This window comes from Thalassotalea piscium, assembly GCF_030295935.1.
GTDB classification, from domain to species: Bacteria; Pseudomonadota; Gammaproteobacteria; order Enterobacterales; family Alteromonadaceae; genus Thalassotalea_B; species Thalassotalea_B piscium.
This window is the reverse complement of sequence record NZ_AP027362.1, coordinates 2444880-2470046: the sequence shown is the minus strand read 5'-3', so window position 1 is coordinate 2470046 and position 25167 is coordinate 2444880. Positions and strand designations below refer to the sequence as shown.

At 38.3% G+C, this 25167-nt stretch carries 24 protein-coding genes, 4 tRNA genes and 1 pseudogene; 26 read left to right on the top strand and 3 right to left on the bottom strand.

The window, feature by feature from the left end; all coding sequences use genetic code 11:
- Positions 1-82 precede the first annotated feature (82 nt).
- The 7 genes from tnpC (at position 83) to yfbR (ending at position 4488) form a co-directional block, all read left to right on the top strand.
- Positions 83-1564 (top strand): IS66 family transposase, encoded by a 1482-nt coding sequence (gene tnpC, locus QUD79_RS10735; protein ID WP_184426944.1) that lies wholly within the window; start codon positions 83-85, stop codon positions 1562-1564.
- A gap of 192 nt (positions 1565-1756) precedes the next feature.
- Complete coding sequence (locus tag QUD79_RS10730; RefSeq protein WP_246455003.1) at positions 1757-1945, top strand: hypothetical protein; 189 nt, start codon at positions 1757-1759, stop codon at positions 1943-1945.
- 36 nt (positions 1946-1981) lie between these two features.
- Positions 1982-2239: a DUF5676 family membrane protein gene (locus QUD79_RS10725; RefSeq protein WP_138529288.1), complete on the top strand. Its 258-nt coding sequence runs from the start codon at positions 1982-1984 to the stop codon at positions 2237-2239.
- An 18-nt stretch (positions 2240-2257) separates the two neighbouring features.
- The gene (locus QUD79_RS10720) at positions 2258-2632 is read left to right on the top strand and encodes a hypothetical protein (RefSeq protein WP_184425363.1); all 375 of its coding nucleotides are present in this window, start codon (positions 2258-2260) and stop codon (positions 2630-2632) included.
- Between the two features lie 161 nt (positions 2633-2793).
- A complete protein-coding gene (locus tag QUD79_RS10715) occupies positions 2794-3144 on the top strand; it encodes a hypothetical protein (RefSeq protein WP_184425365.1) in 351 nt (116 codons plus the stop codon).
- 1 nt (position 3145) lies between these two features.
- Complete coding sequence (locus tag QUD79_RS10710) at positions 3146-3739, top strand: recombinase family protein (protein ID WP_184425367.1); 594 nt, start codon at positions 3146-3148, stop codon at positions 3737-3739.
- Between the two features lie 155 nt (positions 3740-3894).
- Complete coding sequence (yfbR, locus tag QUD79_RS10705; protein ID WP_184425369.1) at positions 3895-4488, top strand: 5'-deoxynucleotidase; 594 nt, start codon at positions 3895-3897, stop codon at positions 4486-4488.
- Positions 4489-4606: 118 nt separating this feature from the next.
- Here yfbR and QUD79_RS10700 read toward each other — a convergent pair.
- Positions 4607-4936, bottom strand: a pseudogene (locus tag QUD79_RS10700) (HD domain-containing protein); the annotation flags it as partial.
- Positions 4937-5075: 139 nt separating this feature from the next.
- On the opposite strand from QUD79_RS10700, the gene QUD79_RS10695 reads away from it, so the two are divergent.
- Positions 5076-5810 (top strand): substrate-binding periplasmic protein, encoded by a 735-nt coding sequence (locus tag QUD79_RS10695; protein ID WP_184425371.1) that lies wholly within the window; start codon positions 5076-5078, stop codon positions 5808-5810.
- A 10-nt stretch (positions 5811-5820) separates the two neighbouring features.
- On the opposite strand, the gene cmoB is transcribed toward QUD79_RS10695, so the two are convergent.
- Together cmoB and cmoA are read right to left on the bottom strand one after the other, a co-directional pair.
- A complete protein-coding gene (gene cmoB, locus QUD79_RS10690; RefSeq protein WP_184425373.1) occupies positions 5821-6786 on the bottom strand; it encodes a tRNA 5-methoxyuridine(34)/uridine 5-oxyacetic acid(34) synthase CmoB in 966 nt (321 codons plus the stop codon).
- Positions 6783-7511 carry a carboxy-S-adenosyl-L-methionine synthase CmoA gene (gene cmoA, locus QUD79_RS10685; RefSeq protein ID WP_184425375.1) on the bottom strand — a complete coding sequence of 243 codons (729 nt, stop codon included), beginning with the start codon at positions 7509-7511 and terminating at the stop codon, positions 6783-6785. The genes cmoB and cmoA overlap by 4 nt, the downstream gene beginning before the upstream one ends.
- Before the next feature lie 270 nt (positions 7512-7781).
- On the opposite strand from cmoA, the gene aspS reads away from it, so the two are divergent.
- From aspS to QUD79_RS10595, 18 genes are all read left to right on the top strand, one after another.
- Positions 7782-9548 carry an aspartate--tRNA ligase gene (gene aspS / locus QUD79_RS10680; RefSeq protein WP_184425377.1) on the top strand — a complete coding sequence of 589 codons (1767 nt, stop codon included), beginning with the start codon at positions 7782-7784 and terminating at the stop codon, positions 9546-9548.
- Positions 9549-9808: 260 nt separating this feature from the next.
- Positions 9809-10336, top strand: coding sequence for a crossover junction endodeoxyribonuclease RuvC (gene ruvC / locus QUD79_RS10675; RefSeq protein WP_184425379.1), 528 nt, complete (start codon positions 9809-9811; stop codon positions 10334-10336).
- 83 nt (positions 10337-10419) lie between these two features.
- Entirely contained in the window at positions 10420-11037 is a 618-nt protein-coding gene (ruvA, locus tag QUD79_RS10670) for a Holliday junction branch migration protein RuvA (RefSeq protein WP_184425381.1), read from the top strand.
- A 33-nt stretch (positions 11038-11070) separates the two neighbouring features.
- A complete protein-coding gene (ruvB, locus tag QUD79_RS10665) occupies positions 11071-12081 on the top strand; it encodes a Holliday junction branch migration DNA helicase RuvB (RefSeq protein WP_184425383.1) in 1011 nt (336 codons plus the stop codon).
- Positions 12082-13124: 1043 nt separating this feature from the next.
- The gene (gene ybgC / locus QUD79_RS10660) at positions 13125-13526 is read left to right on the top strand and encodes a tol-pal system-associated acyl-CoA thioesterase (protein ID WP_184425385.1); all 402 of its coding nucleotides are present in this window, start codon (positions 13125-13127) and stop codon (positions 13524-13526) included.
- Positions 13516-14202, top strand: coding sequence for a protein TolQ (gene tolQ, locus QUD79_RS10655; protein ID WP_184425387.1), 687 nt, complete (start codon positions 13516-13518; stop codon positions 14200-14202). Before ybgC ends, tolQ begins: the two co-directional genes overlap by 11 nt.
- 12 nt (positions 14203-14214) lie before the next feature.
- Positions 14215-14640 (top strand): protein TolR, encoded by a 426-nt coding sequence (tolR, locus tag QUD79_RS10650; RefSeq protein WP_184425390.1) that lies wholly within the window; start codon positions 14215-14217, stop codon positions 14638-14640.
- A complete protein-coding gene (gene tolA, locus QUD79_RS10645) occupies positions 14641-15483 on the top strand; it encodes a cell envelope integrity protein TolA (RefSeq protein ID WP_246455004.1) in 843 nt (280 codons plus the stop codon). It begins immediately after the preceding gene.
- 37 nt (positions 15484-15520) lie between these two features.
- On the top strand, positions 15521-16867 hold the full coding sequence (gene tolB, locus QUD79_RS10640) for a Tol-Pal system beta propeller repeat protein TolB (protein ID WP_184425392.1): 1347 nt from the start codon (positions 15521-15523) through the stop codon (positions 16865-16867).
- A 39-nt stretch (positions 16868-16906) separates the two neighbouring features.
- The gene (gene pal / locus QUD79_RS10635) at positions 16907-17449 is read left to right on the top strand and encodes a peptidoglycan-associated lipoprotein Pal (RefSeq protein ID WP_184425394.1); all 543 of its coding nucleotides are present in this window, start codon (positions 16907-16909) and stop codon (positions 17447-17449) included.
- Positions 17450-17461: 12 nt separating this feature from the next.
- Entirely contained in the window at positions 17462-18235 is a 774-nt protein-coding gene (gene ybgF, locus QUD79_RS10630) for a tol-pal system protein YbgF (protein ID WP_184425396.1), read from the top strand.
- A gap of 146 nt (positions 18236-18381) precedes the next feature.
- Positions 18382-18457: transfer RNA gene (locus tag QUD79_RS10625), tRNA-Lys, on the top strand.
- A 46-nt stretch (positions 18458-18503) separates the two neighbouring features.
- Positions 18504-18579, top strand: a tRNA-Lys gene (locus QUD79_RS10620).
- 83 nt (positions 18580-18662) lie between these two features.
- Positions 18663-18738, top strand: a tRNA-Lys gene (locus QUD79_RS10615).
- Positions 18739-18894: 156 nt separating this feature from the next.
- Positions 18895-19935 (top strand): quinolinate synthase NadA, encoded by a 1041-nt coding sequence (nadA, locus tag QUD79_RS10610; RefSeq protein ID WP_184425398.1) that lies wholly within the window; start codon positions 18895-18897, stop codon positions 19933-19935.
- Between the two features lie 454 nt (positions 19936-20389).
- Positions 20390-20477: transfer RNA gene (locus tag QUD79_RS10605), tRNA-Ser, on the top strand.
- Positions 20478-20903: 426 nt separating this feature from the next.
- Entirely contained in the window at positions 20904-21938 is a 1035-nt protein-coding gene (locus QUD79_RS10600; protein ID WP_184425400.1) for an efflux RND transporter periplasmic adaptor subunit, read from the top strand.
- Positions 21935-25030, top strand: a complete 3096-nt coding sequence (locus QUD79_RS10595) for an efflux RND transporter permease subunit (RefSeq protein ID WP_184425402.1) — start codon at positions 21935-21937, stop codon at positions 25028-25030. The genes QUD79_RS10600 and QUD79_RS10595 overlap by 4 nt, the downstream gene beginning before the upstream one ends.
- Positions 25031-25167 lie beyond the last annotated feature (137 nt).

Below are 25167 nucleotides of genomic sequence, written 5' to 3'. Positions count from 1 at the left end.
CGATCATAAGCAGCAGTTATCGATCACGAAATAGTCTAGGTAATAACAACAACTTAACCATTTACTCTGGTAAAATAACTGCATGAATACCAAGACTAAACTTCACCAACGTATTGCTCAGTTAGAGCGGTTATTAGCAGAAAAAGACGCACGTTTACTGTTCCTTGAAGAGCAGTTTCGCCTAGCGCAGCAAAAACAATTCGGTAAAAGTGGTGAAGGCTTTGCAGGTCAAGGGGAATTGTTCAACGAGGCGGAAGAAATCGCTGTGCTTGCTGAAACTGAGCAACAAGACATCAGCTATCGCCGTAATAAACCAAAGCGTAAACCCTTACCGAAAGACTTACCACGGGAAGTGGTGGTGCATGATATTAGCGACGCTGAGAAAGTGTGCGTTTGTTGTCATGCTCAATTACATAAAATCGGTGAAGACATCACTGAAAAACTAGACTTCATCCCGGCACAAGTCAAAGTTATTGAACATGTTCGCCCTAAATACGCGTGTCGTGAATGCGAAAAAACAGGCACTAGCAACCCGATTAAACAAGCGTTGATGCCAGTAAGTCCTATCCCTAAAGGCATTGCTACTGCAAGTTTACTGAGTCAACTCATTACCAGTAAATATCAATATGGTTTGCCTCTTTATCGCCAAGAATCATTATTCAAACAATACGGTATCGCGCTCAGTCGCCAAACAATGAGTGATTGGATGCTCAAATCAGCAGCGTTATTTCCCCCGCTCATCAAACGGCTTAAGGAAGAATTACGAAAACAAGCAGTGATACATGCCGATGAGACTACGGTCAATGTCATCAAGTCTGACAAAATAAAAAGTTACATGTGGTTGTATTGCACGGGCACGGATTCCCCCATGCCCACTAGTTCAATCCCAAATATTATCTTATACGATTATCATGATAGCCGTGCAGGTCGCTGCGTGGTTGATTATCTCGACGGCTATTCGGGCTACCTTCAAGTTGATGGTTATCAAGCCTATCATCAAACCCAAGCAACCTTAGTGGGTTGTTGGGCACATGCGCGGCGTAAATTCATTGAAGCCAAACAAGCACAACCCAAAGGAAAAAGTGGTAAAGCTGATGTGGCGCTAAGTTATATTCAAAAATTGTACGGTATTGAATCGCGTTTTAAAAATACAACTCCAGAAGAGACTTACGAGGCTCGCCAAACTCAAGCCAAACCGATACTAGATAAATTACACGGTTGGTTTACTCAACAAAATGTGTTGCCCAAAAACAAATTAGGTGAAGCTATCACGTATCTGAGTAATCAGTGGCCAAAATTGGTGGGTTACCTCGAAGACGGTCGCTTGAGCATCGACAATAATCGTGCAGAGCGGGCAATAAAGTCCTTCGTTATCGGACGTAAAAATTGGTTGTTTAGCCAAACCGCTAACGGTGCCGATGCGAGTGCTGCACTGTATAGTATTATCGAAACCGCTAAAGCTAATGGCTTAGTTCCATTTGATTATGTCAAGCAATGTCTTGAAGAGTTATGTAAACCACACCCTGATATTGACGCAATATTGCCGTGGAACATCAAGCGTTAGTCAGTAGAAAATGATAATGCAGAAATAAAAACGAAAGGTAAAACAGAGGTAATCATCCGTGATCAACACTCCCTGTTTACTTCATCCCTCATAGCAATCCTCGCTACATCACCTCATCCGTAAAGCTTCCCTAAACAAGCATCCAGCTTGCTGTTGTTACCAACTTTTTAAGTCTAGAATAAGGATGAAATATTGCAAATAATGCTGAATAAAAAATTTAGGTGTGGTTTAACCGACGCTTACGGTGAAGGTGATGATCCGTACACTATTGAAAAAGTGGGAACGGTACAAATTACTAAAATTGTGAATGATCACTTCGCGACGGTAAAACTAATATCTGGTGACATCGCAGCGAAAGATATGGTGGAACTTGAAGACTAGTAAAGTGGTGGCGAAAGCCACCACAGGAGAATAACGATGAAACTTAATGAAAAAGCTTTTGCGTTGGCCTGTGCCGCCGCCTTTGCCATTGTTTGGGTTGTGTGTTCAGTTCTGGTTATGGTGATGCCAGATATGATGTCCAGTATGACTGGAAACATGTTACATACGGATTGGAAAAGTATGGGCTGGCATATGTCCTTTATAGGGGTACTTATTGGTGGCTTTTTATGGGCATTATTGATGGGGATCACTGGCTGGCTGATCGCTAAAATCTATAATATGCAATCAAGTTAGCAGAGAAGGTTAATTTTAGTGGAATTATCTCAAGGACATTATTTGAAGCAATGGTTGGGTAGCACACTAATAATTGAGTTAATTGGTGAATTATCCGTTAGTGGAATAAACCAATATTTGGAAGAGATTACCGATGAGCTATCTTCGGTTAACCAGCCTGTTAATTTTATTTTGGATCTATCTTGTTTTAAAGGTGTAGTTGTTAGTTGTTGCTGTAACGTAGAACCAATATCAGTGCAAATACGCTCTACTGGAGTGACTTCAGCGAGAAAAGCTATTGTCGGAGATAAGTTAAAAGGTGTTCAAATAGACATAACTGAGTTTCCGGAATGCTCTATCAATAATACTGAGCACTTTAGTGATCTGAGTAGTGCGTTGAGGTGGATTCAATAATGATGCTTACTATAAGACTGGTTTTTAAAAAGTATAAATTAAAGTAGCAGAATCCGAACTAAAGTTGATATTTAGTTTCGTTCATGAACGAAATGGATTTAGTGGACTTTCGTTCACTTAATTGATAAGGTGTACGAAAGTTATAACTTTGGTGCATGAAGATGACGAATGAAGCAGAAATAAGAAAATTATCTTTTGAACAAATAAAAGAGTTACTTACAGATCCTTTCAGGGTTCTGGTAGAAGAGGGTCGTGTTATTCATATATGTGCATACGGCCAAGATTCCAGTGAGGTGCTTGAAGAAGTATCGATTAGTACTGCGGCACATGATTTGATTAGACAACTAAGTAGATCAAATATCATTCACAAAGCAAAGTGGGGGCAAAATATTATTTCTGATATTCCTGACTTCGCTTCTTTTTATGATATTCATCGTGGGGATATTTACGGTATTCAAACAGAAGACGAATATCAGCTTGCTAAGTCATTAGAGCTAGCAGAATCTAGATAAAATGAAAGTAGGTTTTGCTAGAGTCTCTACAAATGAGCAAGATTTAGAAGTGCAACTTTCTAAATTATCAGATTTTGGCTGTGAGAAAGTTTTCAAAGGTAAGCAATCAGGTACATCAATAAAAAATGATGAAAAGCTTAAAGAGCTTATCGATTTCATTAGAGAAGGTGATGAAGTAATTGTTACTCGACTAGATCGGCTTGGACGTTCATTAAAAACAATATTGGACTCAATAGACAATATTCATAGAAAAGGCGCTTGCTTGAATATCATCGATGGATCATTAAATACGAGTAACGACAATCCTTTTTCAAACGCAATGATTAATCTATGTGGCGTATTCGCTCAACTAGAGCGTGACCTAATAAAAGCGAGAACAGCCGAAGGCAGAGCTGAAGCAAAAGCAAAAGGAAAACACTTGGGGAGAATGCCCGCACTTAAAGATCAGCAAGCTAGAGAGTTATTTAATGCAAAATTAAATGGGGAGTCTATTTCTGCTTTAGCAAGAAAATATAAAGTGAGTCGTCCTACCGTTCACAGAACAATTAGTCGGATAAAGAAAATCATTGAGCAGAGTAAATCAATAACCCTATAACATTACAATATATGGAAATATTCCACTTGATGAATCAAGTGGGGAGGAAATTTATTTATAGCGCATCCTTTAGCAGGAAACTTTTTGAGTCATTGAAATTGTATTTTCAATAGTCAAATAAAAAATAACATTAGTTTTATTAAGAGGTGGTTTTTGTGAAAAATAGTTCTTTTTTAGCTTGGATACTTCGAATGAACCTCATTAAACGCTGGTCTCCTATGCATTTAGTGAAGGAAGAGAATGTAGCTGAGCATAGTCATCAGGTAGCCGTAATTGCACATTTATTAGCAACGATTAAAAATGTTTATTGTGATGGTCATATAAGTCCTGAAAAAGCCGCCACTATCGCTTTATATCACGAAGTTTCAGAAACAAAACTTCAAGATATAAACCATGTTACCAAGTACAGTTCACCCGCGTTAACAGAGGAATTTAAAAAAATAGAAGATTTAGCTGAGATAGAGTGTTTGAATTCCTTACCTGAAAAGTTGCAACCGCTATTCAAAGAGCTAGTTATACAAAAGCAGGTAGATAAAGAGTATAAGAAGTTAGTAAAAGCAGCCGATGTTCTTACTGCTTACTTTAAAGCATGCGATGAACTAAAATTTCATAACCCAGAATTTGTCTCTGTTAAAAGGCGTTTATCTTTGAAAGTAGACACTTATAAGAAAGATATGCCTGAGGTAAGTATTTTTATGGAACTTTTTGAACAAAATTGTTTGGCTAGTCTGGATGATTTATCTAATTAAACTTGACAATAATAATACGTATGTAATAAAATGTATGTGTTGATTCTTCCCCTTTACCTTTATAATTAAGGTGTTAGAGTTACAAACCTCCAAAATAAATACGTTTGTGGTGTTTTGTTCCAAAGGGTGGGTGGCCAATATCATGGGCTAAACATAACGATTCTATTAAGCTATCTTCATTAGGTATTAATGCTTTGCTAAGAAGTGGGTCTTTCATCCGTAGTTGAGCGCAGATCCCTGAGCCAATTTGAGCCGCCTCAAGCGAATGTGTTAATCGCGTGCGGTAGAAATCACTTTGCCCACTACCCATAACTTGGGTTTTTGACTGTAACCGTCTAAATGCAGCCGAATGCAGTATACGTGCGCGGTCACGTTGAAATGGACTACGGTGATCATCTTTGCGCTGTGCGATATTGGATAATCGGCGTTCAAACCAAATGTTTGGCATAACTTCCTTTAATCTTTTAAACGTTTTTTCAAAATAACTGCTAGAATACTACTAAGACTCTAACCGTTTTAGCAAGAGTATTACCTAAATAGTTATCAATAAAGCGAATTATTATTTAAGTTGTAAGGATTATTGCCGTTTGAAAATCAACCTTAAGTGCGTTTTAGCGTCGCTATTACTAAGCACATCAGTTTTTGCTGAAAATGCTGTTCAAATAGAACAAAAAACTATCGTTGCTGGTTTAAATAAACCTCCCTATGTAATTGAAGAAGATGATCAAGGTATTCAATTAGATTTAATGCGTAAAGCATTTGAGGATATAGATGTTTCTTTTATCTATATTCCTTTTGGTCGAGGTCCTACAGGTTTCCAACAATTTAATGCAGATGGCTTGCTTACGGTCCCACCAGATGCCAGTTTTGCAGAAATGTATATTAGTGAACCCTATGTTTATTATCAAAATATAGCTGTGACCTTATTAGAAAATGACTTTTCAATAACTTCGATTAGTGACTTAGCAGGTAAAGATATTACTGCATTTCAGAATGCTAAAAAATATTTAGGCTCAGAATATGAGCTAACATCAACACGTTTTATGAATTATCGAGAAGTACCCGAGCAAGATAAACAAATAGAGTTATTATTTTTGCACCGAACAGAAGTGATTATATTAGACATCAGTATCTTTAAGCTTTATTTGAAATCTCATGCTGATAGCGAATTAACTAAACCTTTTAAGGTGCATTATATTTTTGGGGAAAGGCCCTACGCGGCAGGCTTTAGAACTAAAGAAATGCGTGACACATTTGACCTACGCATTAAGGAAATGAGAAAAAATGGTACTTACCAATTAATTTATGATAAGTACTTGTAAACATAGTTAGCTATATATTGGCGATAAAAATAGCCCGTTTAGGGGCTGGGTAGCCTTCAATTGTTTTTGAACTATCGTTTGGGTCTAAAAAGTCTTGTAACGACTCGGTATCAATCCATTGCGTTTTACGCTGTTCATCGAGTGCGGTTATATCGGTATTTACCACACGAATATTTTTAAATCCTACCCGCTCTAGCCAAGCGCACATAGCGGCTGCACTTGGTAAAAACCATACATTTCGCATTTTTGCATAGCGTTCTCCTGGTACTAATACTGTATTTTCATCACCATCAACAATTAAGGTTTCAAGGACTAATTCCCCCCCTTTAGTTAATTGAGATTTTAGTTGGTAGAGAAAGTCGATAGGTGAACGACGGTGATAAAGTACGCCCATTGCAAATACTGTATCAAATGCTTTTAACTCGGGTAAATCTTCAACACCTAAAGGAAGTAAGTTTACGTTATCATCTTTAATAAAGTGCTGAATAGCATTGAACTGCATTAAAAATAATTGAGTTGGATCAATTCCAACTACAAACTTAGCGTGCTCGCCTCGCATTCGCCACAGGTGATAACCGCTACCACAACCTATATCTAATACGTAACGATCTTTGAGTGGACTGATATGATCTTTTAATCTGTCCCACTTAAAATCGGAACGCCATTCAGTGTCTATATGTAAGCCATGAATATGGTAAGGGCCTTTTCTCCATGGCTTAAACTTCTTTAATAAGTTTTCAATGCGCTTATATTCACCATCGTTAATATCTTCACGTTCGCCTGCTTTAACTTGAGTATTTAACTCTACGTTACTTACTAAGGTCTTTGGGAGTGCATCAAGTGTTTTTTGCCAATGTGCAAATTCACCATGTAAATTTGCTTTCTGCCAATGAGTTAATTGTGCAGGTAACGTATTGAGCCAATGACTCAAGCGGTTCTCGGCGATTTTTTGATAAAAACGGTTGTATGAAATCATTTGATAGCGACCAAAGAAAAGAAATTAAAGCATTGAAACCAAGGAGCTACATGGCTAAAACCAGCATTCGAAAGGCGAGTAAGGTGAGTGTCTAAACTATCAGGCTTCATAACATTTTCAAGTGCTGTTCGCTTTTGCGCTATTTCTAGCTCACTGTAGCCGTTGGCGCGTTTGAAATTGTGATGTAAGTTGATAAGTAATTGATCGCACACTGGGTCTGAATTGGTAATTTTTTCAGATAATACAAGTAAACCTCCTGGTTTTAAGCCTTGAGCAATTTTAGTAATTAACTGAGCGCGTAATTCTGGCTCAATAAATTGCATTGTAAAGTTAATCACTACCATTGAAGCATTAGCGATTTCACTATCTAAAATATTTGCCTCGATAATCTCAACGGGTGTTTTACCTTTAAAGGCATTCACATGAATTTTACAGCGTTCAACCATGGCTGGGGAGTTATCAATACCAATAATTTTACAATTGTCGGCTAAAATTGCTTTTCGCATTGCAGAAGTTGCAGCTCCTAAAGAGCAACCTAAATCATAAACATTTGAGTTATCGGTGACGTATTCTTGGCTGAGTCGACCAATCGTGTCAATTATTGTGTTGTAGCCTGGCACAGAGCGAGAAATCATGTCAGGAAATACTTCAACAACTTGCCGGTCAAAAGTGAAGTCTTTTAGTTGAGGGTGCTTTTTTGAAAAAATTAAATCTGTATCAGGCATAAATACAATTTGTAACCGCTAGCGTAAATTAGCACTATTTTAACTGAATTTGTAATAGGATTAAATGCTGTTGTAATTATCGATATTAATTAACCTTTTTAGTCGATAATTAGAGAGGAAATATCGTATTTATCCTACTGGAAAATTAATTAGTTAGGTGACAATCTTTCGCTTTACTATATAATGTGCAACATTTTTTATGCTAACAGAAACTAGTGGCAAATAGTTGCTACTCCATCGGTTAGTTCATAGTTATCAGGGCAAAATAGTATGCGTACGCTTTATTGTGGTGAGGTCAACGAATCTCATATTGGTCAAGAAATTACATTGTGTGGCTGGGTTAACCGTCGTCGTGACTTAGGTGCAGTGATCTTTTTAGATTTACGCGACCGAGAAGGGATAGTACAAGTAGTATATGATCCAGACTTACCAGATGTAATTACTAAAGCAAACGCTTTACGTAATGAGTTTTGTGTACAGGTTCGCGGCAAAGTAAGAGCTCGCCCAGAAGGCCAAGTTAATAAAGACATGAAAACAGGTGCGATTGAAGTGCTTGGATTAGACCTTGTTATTTTAAATAGATCGGCGCCTTTGCCTCTTGATAGCAACCAAATAAACTCTGAAGAGCAACGTTTAAAATATCGCTATTTAGATTTGCGTCGTGCTGAAATGACTGAACGTTTACGCTTTCGTGCGAAAGTAACTTCGGCGGTACGCTCATCGTTAGAAAAACAAGGCTTTTTAGATATTGAAACGCCAATTTTAACAGCTGCGACCCCTGAAGGCGCGCGCGATTATTTAGTGCCAAGCCGTACCCATAAAGGTCAATTTTTTGCTCTACCTCAATCGCCGCAACTGTTTAAGCAGTTACTGATGATGTCAGGGATGGAACGTTATTATCAGATCGTAAAATGTTTCCGTGATGAAGATTTACGTGCCGATCGTCAACCTGAATTTACCCAAATTGATATTGAAACCTCATTCATGAGCTCTGATCAAGTAATGGAAGTTACTGAAACCATGATCCGTGAATTATTTCAACAGTTACTTAATGTAGATTTAGGTGAGTTTCCACGTATGCCGTATTCAGAAGCCATGACACGCTTTGGCTCTGATAAGCCTGATCTACGTAATCCATTAGAAATTGTTGATGTTGCTGATATTCTAAAAGATGTTGAATTTAAAGTATTCTCTGGTCCTGCAAATGATGCAAAAGGGCGAGTTTCAGTTATTTGTGTCCCTGGTGGCGCGGCTAAGTTTTCACGCAAAAATCTAGACGATTTAACCAAATTTGTTGGAATTTACGGCGCTAAAGGTATGCCGTGGCTTAAAGTTAATGACAGAGATGCTGGACTTGAAGGCTTGCAATCGCCGATTTTAAAGTTTTTAACTGAAGAATCAGTCAATGCATTACTTGAACGTGCTAATGCTAACACAGGAGATATTATCTTCTTCGGTTCAGATACCTACAACGTGGTAACTGAATCATTAGGTGCATTGCGCCTTAAATTAGGAGAAGACTTAGACCTACTTCAGGGAGAGTGGAAGCCATTATGGGTTGTTGACTTCCCAATGTTTGAAGAAGTTGATGGTCAAATGCATGCGATTCATCACCCGTTTACTGCGCCAACTAATCTAACAGCGCAAGAGTTAGAAGCTAACCCTGTAGGTGCGTTGTCTGATGCATACGACATGGTATTGAACGGTTGTGAATTAGGTGGTGGTTCAGTTCGTATTCATAAGCAAGATATGCAAGCAGCTGTGTTTAGAATACTCGGTATTAGCGATGAAGAAGCGCAAGAAAAATTTGGTTTCTTACTTGAAGCTTTACAATATGGTGCGCCGCCGCATGCTGGTTTAGCATTTGGTTTAGACCGTTTAGTGATGCTAATGACAGGAGCGAGTTCAATTCGTGACGTTATGGCATTCCCTAAAACAACTACGGCAGCTTGCCCGTTAACTAATGCTCCAGGTAAAGCAAATCCTGCTCAACTGGCTGAATTAGGTATACAAACGGTAGCTAAAGAACAAAAGTAGTTATAGTTTAATGAAGATAATGCAGTTAAAGTGTATGCTTTAACTGCATTTTTTATGTCATTTTTACGTATCATACCAGTTTCATTAATTAAGTGATCTATTTTATACGCAGTGAAAACAGTCAAATACAAGGCATTTATTTTCATAACTAGTTGTTCTAATTATAAAATAAATAACGCAGTAGTTGATTGCTTTAACCAGTAGAAATGATCAAATAATTAGTGAGATTGGTATCAAACCATATGTAATTAAGGGTAACTTTGAGTATTATTTTAGGGATAGATCCCGGTTCTCGCTTAACCGGTTACGGGGTGATAGCGCAACAAGGTAGAAAGTTTACCTACCTTGGTAGCGGCTGTATTAAAGCAATTGCCTCAGGTGACGACCTAGCTGGCCGTTTGCAAACAATTTTTGCTGGTGTGTCAGAAATTATAATGCAATTTAACCCCAACATGTTTGCTATTGAGCAGGTATTTATGGCAAAAAATCCCGATTCTGCCTTAAAGTTAGGGCAAGCACGTGGCGCAGCTATTGTAGCAGCCACAAATGCAAAACTTATTGTTGCAGAGTATTCAGCAAGGCAAATAAAAAAATCAGTTGTTGGTACGGGTGCTGCAGACAAAGCACAGGTACAACACATGGTTAAAACTATTTTAAAACTACCCGCTACACCACAAGCCGATGCCGCAGATGCTTTAGCCGTAGCCCTTTGCCATGCGCATAGTTATGACTCTTTAGTTAAAATGTCAGGGCAGGTGAAAAAAACAGTGCGTGGTCGATTACGTTAAAATAAAGCCATGTACAATTCTACTTTACTGTATATTTATCTAGTGTTATCTTAAGCCTATTATTTTGCAAAGAGTTTGTTGTTTTGATTGGTCGTTTACGTGGATTACTGGTTGAGAAAATAGCCCCAGAGATATTAATTGAATGTAATGGCGTTGGTTATGAAGTGACTATGCCAATGACAAGTATTTACGCTTTGCCTGAGCTTAACCAAGAAGCAATAATATTTACCCATTTTGTTGTTAGGGAAGATGCCCAATTACTTTATGGTTTTGCTAATAAAACAGAGCGTAAGCTATTTAGGTTACTAATTAAGGTAAATGGCGTTGGTCCTAAATTAGGTTTAGCCATATTGTCTGGTATGTCAGCAGAGCAGTTTGTAAGTTGTGTGGTTCATGATGACTTAACCACTATTGTTAAAATTCCTGGTGTTGGCAAAAAAACAGCAGAACGATTATTAATTGAAATGCGCGATCGCATAAAAGACTGGCATACCGATGAAAGTGTTTCAACGTTTACGCTTAACTCTTCAAGCGCTAATTCACAACCGGTATTGACCAATAACATTAAAGGTGATGCGATTAACGCCTTGATCTCTTTAGGGTACAATCAGTCACAAGCTGATAAAGCGATTAGGGCTGTTTTTCAAGCAGGTATGGACAGTGAAGACTTGATCCGTGATGCACTAAAGTCAATGCTTTAATAGTATGTTTACTAAAAGGTTTAATTAATAATTATGATTGAAGCTGATCGTTTGATCCAACCTGTGGCGACCATCGAAGATGAAAGTGTTGACCGTGCCATTCGTCCTAAAATGTTGTCTGATTATACAGGGCAAGATCATGTAAAGTCACAAATGGAAATCTTTATTCAAGCGGCAAGGCAACGCAGTGAACCATTAGATCATTTATTGATATTCGGTCCTCCTGGGCTAGGTAAAACGACATTGGCGAATATTGTTGCCAATGAGATGGGTGTAAGCATTAGAACTACTTCGGGCCCAGTTTTAGAAAAGGCTGGAGACTTAGCTGCGTTATTAACGAACTTAGAAGAAAATGATGTGCTTTTTATTGATGAAATACATCGGTTAAGCCCTGTAGTTGAAGAAATATTATACCCGGCGATGGAAGATTACCAATTAGATATTATGATCGGTGAAGGGCCTGCTGCACGCTCAATAAAACTTGATTTACCCCCATTTACTCTGATCGGAGCAACTACAAGGGCTGGTGCTTTAACTTCTCCGTTGCGTGACCGCTTTGGTATAGTTCAGCGTTTAGAATTTTATAATAGTAAAGACTTAACAGATATCGTTAATCGTTCAGCACACTTTCTTAATTTAACTATTGATGATCAAGGTGCATTTGAAATAGCTAAGCGATCAAGAGGTACACCAAGAATAGCCAACCGTTTACTACGCAGAGTGAGAGACTTTGCAGATGTAAAAACACAAGGAGTAGTTAATCAGGGCACTGCAGCTGATGCTTTACGTATGCTTGAAGTTGATAATGAAGGCTTTGACATTATGGATAGAAAACTATTAACCGCCATAATCGACAAGTTTATGGGAGGTCCTGTTGGCTTAGATAACGTTGCCGCTGCTATTGGTGAAGAGCGCGAAACAATTGAAGACGTACTTGAACCTTTTTTAATTCAGCAAGGCTTTTTACAACGAACACCACGAGGGCGTATTGTTACCGATAAAGCTTACTTGCATTTTGGTATAGATAAGCCTGAACTAAAATAAACTATTTACTTCAAACAACAACTTTTAGAGATAAACGTACATTCAGGCTTACCAATAAATTTTTGACAAAAAAAAGCCCGCAGATACACTGCGGGCCAACTTAGTAATAAGTTGATAGAAGGAATTACATTTCCAGAAAACATGTCAGAGAGAATAAATAAAATTTACTCAAAAAATTCCGGCTAATGAAATAACTGTTGGGAGTCGAGTTGTTTCACTGCGCTAGCTCAGAAAGTAAGAGTATTCTACTTAGAGTAATTACTTTAGACAACTGAATTAAATTACTATATTCGGATTAGATAAACTAATGTGAAGTAGAAAGTGTAAAAATATAAGCCTCTAGTATTACCTACCCCAATATAGATTCAGTCCCCTCATTTTAATTTACCAAGCTTCTTGGTGTTTTAGCTCTAAGAAACAGTATTATAAAGTTGTAATTTTTTATGCAGTTTATTGGTTTGGTGTAATACCAATCTCACTAACTATGTGATCATTTCTACCGGTTAAAAACATCAACTGCTGCGTTGCTTATTTTATAATGATAACAACTGGTTATGATAATAAGTGCCTTGTATTTGACTGTTTCACTGCGTATAAGATAGATCGCTTAATTAATGAAACTGGTGTAGTACCAAATAGTGATCAAAATAAAATGTAGACTCATCGTTAATAAAAACACAATGTGTTGTAAATAAACTATAATTTGTAGTTTATAACAGTTTTTATCCCCGATTCTTTCCAAATTACCGAACATAAAAAGCTTATGTTTAGCCATCAGTATTTATAATTCGTAAATTCTTACAATCTAGTGTGATTAAGACTTGTTTGTCTGCCAATATATCTATTACTATATCTATAGACTGACTAAGCTTGTATTTTAATTTTTTTTCCGCCTGATTTGCTCTTATTTAGTAAGCACATATCATTTGTGAAAGAAAAACACTTTTACGTGATTTGCAAAGCGTAGCTCTACATAAAGCTAATAAACTGAAGATCTATAGATCTTTAATTACAATACATTTACTAATCGATTGAAGTTATCAATGAACGATAAACATCATATTAGAGTTTACTACGAAGACACTGATGCTGGCGGTATTGTATATTATGCTAACTACCTCAAGTTTTTTGAAAGAGCTCGGACAGAATTTTTGAGACTACGAGGTATAAATCAGTCAGATTTTTTAGAACAAAATATAGGTTTTGTGGTCAGAAAGGTTGAAATGGAGAACTTAGCTTCCGCAAAGCTTGATGACTTACTACTGGTAACCTCTAAAATTTGCCAATTAAAAGGCGCGAGTATAGTTTTTGAGCAAAAAATCTTCACTCAATCACAAATATTAATATGTACTGCTAAGGTGCGTGTTGCCTGTGTTAACCTAGCGTTAGCAAAACCCTGTGCCATACCTGAAATTATATTAGGAGCGTTAAAACGTGTCAGCTGAAATATCATTCTTTGATTTATTTTTACAAGCGAGTTTATTAGTTCAATTAGTTATGCTTACGCTATTAAGTTTTTCTATTGCCAGCTGGGCGGTTATTTTTCAACGCAGAAAAAACATTACCCAAGCTGCTAATCAGCTACAAGTGTTTGAAGACAAATTTTGGAGTGGGGCAGACTTAAGTAAACTGTACACTGAAATTAGTGCTCGTTCACACATTTATGGTATTGAAAGTTTATTTGTTGCTGGATTTAAAGAGTTTGCACGAATTAGAAAAAGTAATATTAGTTCTCCGCAAGCAGTCATGGATGGAACTCATCGTGCGATGCGTGTTGCATTATCGAGAGAGGTAGATGAATTGGAAACACATTTACCTTTTATGGCGACAGTCGGTTCAATCAGTCCGTATATAGGGTTATTTGGTACTGTTTGGGGAATTATGAACTCTTTTATTGCATTAGGTGCGGTAGAGCAGGCGACTTTAGCTATGGTAGCACCAGGTATAGCAGAAGCATTAATAGCAACGGCTATGGGACTGTTTGCCGCGATCCCTGCTGTAATGGCGTTTAACCGATTTAGTCACCAAGTTGAAAAGCTTGAAAATAGCTACGGTAACTTTATGGATGAGTTTTCAAGTATTTTACAAAGACAAACCGCTGGCGAACAACAAAATCAATAAGGGCTTTCTTTTATGTATACGCGTGTTAGACGAAAAAAAGTGGCTGAAATAAATGTTGTGCCTTATATAGACGTAATGTTGGTATTGTTAATTATTTTTATGGTTACCGCACCATTAATTACTCAAGGGGTAAAAGTTGAATTACCTAAGGCAGATGCAGAGCCACTTAGCAAAGACAGTAAACCGCCGTTAGTTGCATCAGTTAACGCTAAAGGTGAATACTTTTTAGCCGTTGGCGCTAATAAAAATGAACCTATGTCTGCTGATGAAGTTGCTGCTGTGGTAAAGGCGCATTTAGCTAAAGCGCCGGACACACCTGTTGTTGTTAATGGCGATGGTGCTGTTTCATACGATGCCGTTATTCAGTTAATGGTGATATTGCAAAAGCAGGCAGGCGTACCTTCGGTTGGTTTAATGACAGATTCTCCGGAGAAATAATTGTTTAAATTTAAACCATTGTCGCCTTTGTCTTTAAGCGTTACTTTACATGTTATTGTATTATTAGTTTTGATTATTGGTGACTTTACTTCAACGCCGCCAAAGCCAACAACAATGGCTGCTCCTATGCAACCAATTACGGCTGTAGCAGTTGAAAGAAAAACAATAGAAGCACAAATAAACAAAATTAAACAAGCTGAAGCAGCGGAAGAGAAACGTAAGCGCGATAAAATAACTGCGGCTAGGAAAGCTAAAGAAAAGAAAGCACGTGATGAAAAGTTACGTAAAAAAAGAGCAGCAGAGAAAAAAGCCAAAGCTGTTGCTGCAGAAAAAGCGCGTAAAAAGAAAATAGCAGAGCAAAAAGAAGCAGAGAAAAAGGCAGCTGCCGAGAAAGCTAAGCGTTTAAAAGATGAACAACGTAAAAAAGAGCAGAAAATAAAGCAAGAAGCTGAACGACAAAGAAAAGCTAAAGAGGCCAAAGAAAGAGCTGCACAAGAGCGTTTACTAGAGCAGCAAATGGCTGAAGAGATGGAAAGTCGCCAGCAGGCACGGCGTCAACAAATGTTAAGTGAAATTGGTCGTTATACGGCATTGATAAGCCAAACAATTCAGCGTAATTTAATTACTGATAAAGCAACAATGGAAGGACGCTCTTGCAAACTAACAATAAGTTTAGCACCATCAGGGTTTGTTACTAATGTTGTTATTGGTCAAGGCAATAGAGTAGTATGTGATGCAGCAAAAGTCGCAGTGTATAAAGCGGGCACTTTACCTGTTTCAAAGGATCCGGAAGTATTTAAAGAGATGCGTACTATTAGTTTAACGGTAGTACCCGAATTTTAATGTCTGACAGTTTTATAGAGAGAAGATAGTATTTAGTATGATAAAAATTAGAATATTAGCAATAGCGCTTTTAAGCTTAGTAGCTACACATGCAATGGCTACTTTAGAAATAGTGATTACCGAAGGAATTGATAGTGCACGACCAATAGCTATTGTCCCGTTCGAATGGACAGGCTCAGGGAATATGCCAGAGTCACTTTCAAAAACAATTAGCGATGACTTGCTACGCAGTGGTAAGTTTAACCCTATTAATCCAATACGTTTTCCACAAACGCCAAGCCATGACAGTCAGGTAGATTATGCCGCGTGGGCTTCAAAAGGGGTTGAAGCAATTTTAATTGGTAAAGTAAAAGAAGCCTCTATTGGTCGTTATCAAGTTTCATATCAGCTAATTGATGTTATCCGCGGGCAAATAACCGGTGGACAAACTCAAATGCTAAGTAGTGGCAAATTAGTCAATACTTCTGATCATATTTATCATGAAAGTAGTGTGCAAATTAATACGTCACAATTTCGTCGCTATGCACATCAAATTAGTGATGTGGTATATGAAAAACTTACAGGTACACGAGGGGCATTTTTAACAAAAATTGCGTACGTTATTGTTAGAGATTCAGGTGAATATCCGTATCAGTTAGTTATTGCTGATTATGATGGTTATAATGAACACGTATTGTTAAGCTCTAAAGAGCCTTTAATGTCGCCTTCTTGGCACCCTAAAGGAGATAAGTTGGCTTACGTTACTTTTGAAAACCATCAGGCTCAAATATATACTATTGATATATATACTGGTAAACGTACTATGATAAGCTCTTTTAAAGGAATTAATAGTGCACCTAAATGGTCGCCAGACGGTAAAAGTTTAGCGATGGTACTCTCTAAGGATGGTAACCCTGAACTTTATGTGATGGACGTAGCGAGTAAAAAATTACGTCGAATAACACGACATAGAGCTATAGATACAGAGCCTAGTTGGGCACCTGACGGTAAATCATTGATATTTAGTTCAGAACGGGGTGGAAAAGCGCAGCTATATCGCGTAAATTTAGTTGACGGCAAAAAAAGACGTTTGACTTTTGACGGAGAAATGAATTTAGGTGGCTCATTAACACCTGATGGTCGTGAACTTGTGATGGTTAACCGCACAAGAGGTAATTATCATCTTGCTAAGCTAGAGTTAGATTCTGGAGTGTTTCAAGTCTTAACGAAAACTCGCTTAGATGAGTCGCCAAGTATAGCGCCTAATGGCGGTATGATTATTTATAGTACTTTGCACAACAAACGCCAAGTACTAGGGTTAGTTTCGGTGGATGGACGATTCAAAGCACGCTTACCTGCACTTAATGGGCAAGTAAAAGCACCAGCTTGGTCGCCATTTTTATAATATAGATTTTAAAATTGTAGAAACAATAAGGAAAAAGCAATGCGCTTAAATAAAACAATGAAAGCTCTAGCTATTGCATTACCAATGATGACATTAGCAGCCTGTAGTTCAAACTCTGAAACTGACGCACAAAGTCAAGTGGATACAAACGCTCAAACTCAAACTAGCACAAGTACACAAGATAACGTGCAAGTTGCAGCAGCACAGCGCGCTGCAGAAATTGAAGAGCAAAAGCGTCAAGAGCTAGACAGATTACGCTCTGAGCATATCGTTTATTTTGGCTTTGATAAATCAACGGTAAGTGGGCAATTTTCAGAAGTATTAGATGCACATGCTAAATTCTTAAATGAAAATACTAATGTATCTGTATTAATTGAAGGTCATGCAGATGAACGTGGTACGCCTGATTATAACATCGCATTAGGTGAACGCAGAGCTAAATCAGTAGTTACTTATTTAGAAAATATGGGTGTTTCACCTTCACAGTTAAGTGTTGTTAGTTACGGTGAAGAAAAGCCTATGGTTAAAGATCGTAGCGAAAGTGCTTTTGCTAAAAACCGTCGCGCTGTTTTAGTATATTAATTAGGGCGTTAAATGAAACTATCTAAAGTTTTATTAAGCGTTGCTTCAGCTGCTATTACCTACGGGGTAATAGCAGCTGAGCCCGCTCCAGTAATTGACGTTAGCAATAACAAATCGTCACATTCGCAATCAATTTCAGAGCAATTAACTACACTTGAACGCAAGCTTGATACCCGTAATAGGGCACAAGTGAATGTTCAACGTCAGCTTGATGAATTGCAAAATGAAGTGAATGAACTTCGTGGAATTACCGAATTACACACTCACCAATTGTCACAGATATTAGAGCGTCAGCGTGAACTCTATCAAGAGTTAGATCGCAGAGTTAGCCAAGCATTAAAGCCTGCTAATAGTGTTCCAAGTTCAATCTCAGCGCCTAGTAAAGAGGCCGTGAGCTATAGTACTAACCTGACAGAAAATGAGGCGTATGATCGCGCAGTAAATCTTGTACTAAAAGATAAAAACTACGATCAGGCTATTCCTGAATTTAAAGCTTTTAACCAACGTTTCCCAAATTCAACCTATGCAGCAAATGCGCATTATTGGTTAGGACAACTCTTATTTAATAAGGGTGAGCTAGATCAATCGAAAGCTGAATTTGAAGTTGTAGTAAAAGAGTTTAACACGTCGAGTAAACGAAGTGATGCACTACTTAAGTTAGCAATGGTTGAACAAAAGCAAAATAATACGACAAAAGCAGCTCAATTATATAGGCAATTGATTTCTGAGTACCCAGATTCAAGTGCAGCTAAACTTGCTGCACCTAGACTAAGTGCAATTAATTAGTTTATAACTTACGCTATGTGCCGACTTTTTGTGCAAACAAACGGCATATTTAAAAAAATATTAATTTATTCTTGCACTGAGAAAATATATAAGTATTATATGCGGCGCGTCGGGGCACCAATCCTTTCGCGGTAAATGAATAATATCGGTCGTTAGCTCAGTTGGTAGAGCAGTTGGCTTTTAACCAATTTGTCGAAGGTTCAAATCCTTCACGACCGACCACTTTTTTTATAATAAAAGTGGTCACTATTCACAAATTAAATTTAATCGGTCGTTAGCTCAGTTGGTAGAGCAGTTGGCTTTTAACCAATTTGTCGAAGGTTCAAATCCTTCACGACCGACCACCTTCTTTTCCCTGTTCGGGATAGTAAGTTGGACTTATTACTCGCATAGTAATTTAAGTATTAAATTTAATGTCACACTATATCGGTCGTTAGCTCAGTTGGTAGAGCAGTTGGCTTTTAACCAATTTGTCGAAGGTTCAAATCCTTCACGACCGACCACTTTTTATTAAAGTATTATAAAGTTTTCAACTTTATACAAGCTTTCCCTTGTTTCAATATTTATAGCGTCAGTTATTAATTCACACCCATATACACATTTGATATTGTTTAACGTATAATTCAGCTCTTTTTTAATCTCAGTTGTTAGAGTTACTCATGTCTCAAGCTAATTTAGCCGTTGAATATGATTTTAAATTTCCTGCCAAACCAGCTCCTTTAAATGAGCAAGAAAAGCAAACTTATAAAGATCGTATTAAACAATTATTAATTGAAAAAGACGCGGTATTAGTTGCTCATTACTACACAGATCCTGAAATTCAAGCATTAGCTGAAGAAACAGGTGGCTGTGTAGCTGATTCACTTGAAATGGCGCGTTTTGGAAATAAGCATCCAGCAAAGACACTTATCGTTGCAGGTGTTCGTTTTATGGGTGAAACAGCAAAAGTGTTAACACCAGAAAAAACGGTTGTTATGCCAACGCTCGAAGCAACATGCTCTTTAGACTTAGGCTGTCCAATCGAAGAGTTTAATAAGTTTTGTGATCAGCACCCAGAAAGAACTGTTGTAGTATATGCCAATACTTCAACGGCAGTAAAAGCAAGAGCTGACTGGATTGTTACCTCATCTTGTGCACTTGAAATAGTAGACTATTTAGATGCTAAGGGTGAAAAGATACTATGGGGACCTGACAAACACTTAGGTAACTACATTCAAAAGCAAACTGATGCAGATATGTTAATGTGGCAAGGGGCCTGTATCGTTCATGACGAGTTTAAAACAAAAGCCTTGTCTGATATGAAAGCCTTACACCCAGATGCTGCTGTATTAGTACACCCAGAGTCTCCTATTGACGTTGTAGATTTAGCAGATAAGGTAGGCTCAACAAGCCAACTAATTAAAGCTGCGCAAGAACTCCCTAATAAAAAATTTATTGTGGCAACAGACCGTGGCATTTTTTACAAAATGCAACAGCTTTGTCCTGATAAAGAATTCTTTGAAGCCCCAACCGCTGGTGAAGGAGCTACCTGCAAAAGTTGTGCACACTGCCCGTGGATGGCAATGAATGGTTTAAAAGAAATAGAAGACGCATTGCTTGACCCAACAGGAAAAGAAGTCTTTGTTGACATGTCTTTGCGGGATGGGGCGCTTAAGTCACTCAATCGCATGCTAGATTTTGCTGCAAATATGAATAAGTGATCTAAATTATTGAATGGATAAATATTAAGCAACTAAAACCAAATGCAATAGTTTCAGTTGCTTAATTTAGTCAATTTACCTAACATAGCGCAGCTTTATTTTGTTGTTCAGCTAAATGCTTTGTTCACTTTAATATAAATTGTAATAAAAGCAGGACTTGTAGGTTGGGCTTTAGCGCATCAGTTATTTTAAATGTATTAGATTAACTATTTGACGGCATAAATGCCGACCTACAACTAAAGACGTAACAAGTAGACTTGTAGGTTGGGCTTTAGCCTATCAGTTATTTTAAATGTATTAGATTAACTATTTGACGGCATAAATGCCGACCTACAACTAAAGGCGTAACAAGTAGATTTGTAGGTTGGGCTTTAGCCCATCAGTTATTTTAAATGTATTAGATTAACTATTTAACGGCATAAATGCCGACCTACAACTAAATAAGTTCAAATAAGGTGACGTGTCCGAGTGGCTGAAGGAGCACGCCTGGAAAGTGTGTAAAGGGCAACCTTTCGAGAGTTCGAATCTCTCCGTCACCGCCATCTTCTCTTCAAATACAATCTAATGTTACTCTACAGCCAATAAAAATATTACCAAAACGTTTTTTCTGTCTCGTAATATTCAGATTGGCTATTTATCACCCATAATATAAATTTCACTAACGATGTGAGCATTTCCATTGGCTAACAACAATTAGCTACGGCGTTATTTATTTAATCATTATCACTATAATTGGTAGCATAAATTATGGTAAGTGTGAATATTACCAAGGTAAAAAGAGCACCTAAAACTGTGCACTTACGCTGCTAATTAATAGTGATTGTATTCTGGCGTTTAATTTAGACTATTCATCGCGAATCACCGGTAGGAGCAGAGCAACTTCAACGAATACGTTGTATATTTAGTAGTATAAAGTTAGATAGCCTAATTTAGGTTAATGAAAGCCATTTATAAATAAAGGAAACATAATGACGTTAATACGGCATTCGATTGCGGTGATTGCATTATTAATAGTTTGCCAAGTGCAGGCTCAGTCTTTTGGTTCTGATAAAGCAGCAGAGGTTATTACTACGCCCATTAGCTTTGAACAAAAAACTAGCCGAGTAGAAGCCGTTGGTACTGCTGAAGCCGTTCGTTCTGTAATTGTATACCCTGCGGTAGCTGACAAGGTTACAGCAGTAAACTTTGTGCCTGGGCAATATGTTAAAAGTCAAGAAAGTTTACTTGAGCTAGACTCGCGCCGCCAAAAAGTAGCTCTTGAACGTGTAACAATTCAACTTGCCGATGCCGAACGTACGGTTCTTCGTTTGCAAGAAAGTCGTAAGAAAGAGGCTATTGCGCAGAGTGTTTTAGATGATGCCATTACGGTACGCGATTTATTGAAAGTTCAGTTAGTAGAAGTAAAAACTGAGCTTGAAGATAGAACAGTTAGAGCGCCATTTTCAGGTGTAGTAGGGTTAACTGATGTTCAACCCGGTGATCGTATCGGTATGCAAACAGCAATTACTTCGATAGATAATAGAGAAAAACTATTCATCAACTTTAATGCACCTGAAGCCGCTTTACCAATATTACAGGGTAAAGCCAGTGTAGAGCTAGAACCATGGCAAACACAAGGGCAACGAATCAAAGCGAATATTACTGAAGTTGATTCGCGGATCAATCTTTCCACTCGTAGTATTCGTGTTAGAGCTTTATTAGACAATAAAGACGACTTATACCGCCCAGGTATGAGCTTTCGCGTTATTCTTCAGTTAGCAGGTGAGCAGTATGCTGTTATTCCTGAGGCTGCTTTAATGTGGGGGGCAACAAGTGCTTATGTTTGGCTAATAGAAAATGGCAAAGCTAAGCAAGTTGATGTACAAATTCGTCAACGTTTGAGCGGCCGATTATTAGTGTCTGGAGAATTAACCGAGAACGATCAATTAATTATAGAAGGTGTACAAAGCTTACGCGAAGGGCAAAGTGTGAAAGCGGCTACATCGCAAGGTGCTAGCTTATGAGCCAGCAACCTTTACTTCAAAATGACTTGCCATCACTATCTATTCGTCGGCCAGTATTAATAGTTGTTCTTAATCTATTAATTATTATTGCGGGCTTAGCTGCATTTAATGCTATTGAAGTGCGAGAGTTACCTGATGTTGACCGCCCAATAGTGTCGGTAACCGCTGCTTTTCCTGGGGGATCTCCTGAAACTGTTGATACCGAGGTTACAAGTAAACTTGAAGGAGCGGTAGCTCGAGTTAGCGGCGTTAAATCAATTAATGCCAATAGCGAAGAAGGAAGTGCACGAGTAAGAGTGGAATTTCGACCTGGCATTAATTTAGATGATGCCGCGAATGAAGTTCGTGAAGCCGTCAGTCGTGTTCAACGTGAACTACCCAGAACAGTTGAACGTTTAGCCATAATTAAAGCTGACAATGATGCTCAGTCGGTTGTGAGCCTAGCAGTTTCTAGCCCAACCCTAAATTTAGAAACGTTAACCGAACGCGTTGAAACAGATTTAGCGCCATTATTTTTAAGTATACCTGGAGTTGCTGATGTCCGTTTAAATGGGGATCGAGAACGCGTTTTACGGGTGCTATTAGACCCGCTTCGTTTAACCAGCTTTAATTTATCTGTAACTGAAGTTGCGGCAGCGCTTCGTCAAGCTCCGTTTGACGTACCTGCTGGCAGTATGAAATCAACCGATCAGCAACTTATTGTTCGCGCCGATGCAACATCTATTAGTGCAGAGCAAGTTTCCGATATTATAGTCAGTGGTAACACCAGAATTGGTGATGTAGCCACTGTTTATTTTGGTCCAGCTGATGCGCAAAGTTTAGTAAGGCTAGATGGTAAGCCTGTGATTGGTTTGGGGGTTATTCGTCAAGCACGTTCAAATACCATTGAAATATCTGACGAAGTATTAGCGTTAGTTAAACGAATTGAAAGTCGATTTCCAGAGTTAGAGATACAAGTCACCTCTGATGACGCAGAGTTTATTAGGGGATCAGTAGAAGAAGTAATTACCTCGTTGCTGTTAACAATTATATTGGTTATCGCAACATTATGGCTATTTATAGGTTCGGGTCGAGCAACCATTGTGCCAGCTTTGTCGATACCTGTTTCATTAATAGGTGCGTTAGCTGCAATTTGGTTAATGGGCTTTTCAATTAATATTCTTACATTGTTGGCACTTGTGTTAGCCACAGGCTTAATAGTTGATGATGCTATTGTAGTAACCGAAAATATTCAGCGTCGTCGAAGCATGGGCTTAGGCGCTAGAGCTGCAGCTGTTATTGGTACAAGAGAGGTGTTTTTTGCGGTTGTTGCTACCACTGCCGTATTAGTTGCAGTATTTGTACCCATTGCTTTTCTACCATCTACAGCAGGGCGCTTATTTAGAGAGTTTGGTGGCGTACTTGCCATTGCAGTCATAATTTCATCATTTGTGGCGTTATCTTTAGTACCTGCACTAACCGCACGTTTACCTGTTAAAGCCAATAGTAAAAATCGTTTAGCGGGAATGGGAAATGTAATTCTAGGATGGTATCAACGTTCTCTACATGTTGCGCTTGATAAAGCATGGGTAGTCTTTTTGGCAAGCTTAATTGCAGCTTTATCCGCTATTAGCTTATACAGTGTGTTAGATAATGAACTGATGCCATCAGAAGATCGTGGCAGTATACGCATTTTTGCTCGAGGCCCAGACGGTGTAGGTTTAAACTTTATGGATCGTCAAGCTGACAAAATGGAAGATATATTATTACCTTATGTAAACGGTGGTGATATTGATTCAATCTACACAGTTGTTGGTCAATGGGATCCTAACCTAGCATTTATTACAGTGCCCTTGAAACATTGGGATGAACGCTCGCGTTCACAACAAGAAATTATTGAAGAGATAAAAGGTCCGTTATCGGCAATACCAGGCGCTCCGGCCAGAGCTTTTGGCTCTAATAGCTTGAATTTACGAGGTCAAGGTGGTGGGCTAGAGCTTGCGTTAACAGGGCAAACCTATAATGAAATATTTCTTGCGGCGCAAAACTTCTCTAAAGTTATTCAAGAGAAGCTACCAGCGCTTGGTATACCTAGAATTTCCTATCAGCCAACTCAGCCTCAGCTTAGGGTAAATATTGATCGTCGTAGGGCGCAAGAGTTAGGCGTGCCATTATCTGATATTGCGACTACATTACGCGTGGCAATAAATGGCGACAACATAGCTGACTTAAACGTTGGCGACCAAGCTGTTCCTATTATTTTGCAAGCACAAAGCCAGCAAATAAAAGACCCAACGGATTTGGCTAACCTTTATGTAGGCTCAAGTAGTGGCAGTTTAGTGCCCCTATCTAGCTTGGCTAATATATCTGAAGAGGGGGTTGCCGCAGAGTTAGAGCGACAAGCACAACGACGCGCCATTAAAATGGACATGCAGTTACCCGACGATCTTCCTTTAGCTGATGTGGTAGAACAATTACGCGATATGGGTGAGCAGAGTTTACCTGCCAGTATTGGTTTAATTTTCTTGGGTGAAGCATTAACCTTTGAAGAAACAGCACGTGATGTAACATTAACCTATGTGCTTGCTTTTGTTATTGTTTTATTAGTGTTAGCTGCCCAGTTTGAAAGTGTTAACAGTGCTGTTGTTGTTATGGCAACAGTGCCATTTGGAATAGCGGCTGCGTTATTTGCGTTATATTTAACGGGGACCTCAATTAATATTTACTCGCAAATTGGCTTAGTTATGTTAATTGGTTTGTTGGCAAAGAATGCGATTTTATTAGTGGAATTTGCCGATCAACTTCGCGATCAAGGCTACAGTGTTCGCAAAGCGGTTGAAGAAGCAGCAAGTATTAGATTGCGTCCAATTACCATGACCTTACTTTCTACATTATTAGGTTCTTTACCACTAATTTTATCCAGTGGTGCTGGCGCTGAAGCACGAAATGCTATTGGTTGGGTTGTATTTGGTGGTTTAGGCATTGCTGTGGTATTTACGCTCTATTTGACCCCCGTATTGTATTTAGCATTGGCTCGCTTTACTAAACCTCGTGCTGATGAAACACAGCGTTTACAAAATGAAATGGACCATGCAGAGCAGCTAGAACCCTAATAAATAAGCAAGAGACTGCGGCTAGTTAATGGTTAATAGTTAAAGTCGACTTACCTTATTATTAAGGCTAGTCGACTTTATCGTTTGGCTAAAAGGGAAGTTAAGCTGATACCAATCTCACTAACTATGTGATTATT